Source organism: Arthrobacter sp. SW1, assembly GCF_001766675.1.
Lineage (GTDB): Bacteria > Actinomycetota > Actinomycetes > Actinomycetales > Micrococcaceae > Arthrobacter.
Window position 1 is genome coordinate 1 of the sequence record NZ_MJLT01000059.1, and the last position, 604, is coordinate 604.

1 pseudogene is annotated in these 604 nt (G+C 64.1%); it reads left to right on the forward strand.

Going from position 1 to position 604, the window contains the following annotated elements:
* Positions 1-411: pseudogene (locus BIU82_RS16955) on the forward strand (PfkB family carbohydrate kinase); the annotation flags it as partial.
* Positions 412-604 lie beyond the last annotated feature (193 nt).

A 604-nucleotide genomic window follows, 5' to 3' on the forward strand; every position in this document is an offset into this window, starting at 1 on the left:
GGGCAGCACACCATCCTGGACCTCGATTACCGTCCGATGTTCTGGAACAGCGTGGGCAGCACACCATCCTGGACCTCGATTACCGTCCGATGTTCTGGAACAGCGTCGAGGAGGCCCGCGAGCAGGTGGCCCGCGTGCTCCCGCACGTCACTGTCGCAATCGGCAACGACGAAGAGTGCGCGGTCGCCGTCGGCACCGGGACTCCGGACGAACAGGCTGACCGCCTGCTGGACGCCGGCGTGCAGATCGCCGTCGTCAAGCTCGGCCCCGAAGGCGTCATGGCCAAGACACGGACCGAACGCGTGGTCTCCGCCCCGGTTCCGGTGCAGACGCTCAACGGCCTCGGAGCGGGCGATTGTCCTCGATTACGCCAACGCCGCCGGCGCGATCGTTGCCTCCCGGCTTTCCTGCGTTTTTAATGTCCTGTCAAAGGTTTGTCCGCACATTTTGCGAGGCTTCCTTAGGACGCAGCCGGCACCTCAAAGGTTTGTCCGCACATTTTGCGAGGCTTCCTTAGGACGCAGCCGGCACCTTGAGTTCGCCGGACGTAGCCCAGGAAGACCCGAAGCCGAAGGTCCAGTCCTCGGGCCCGTTTTCGACGTAG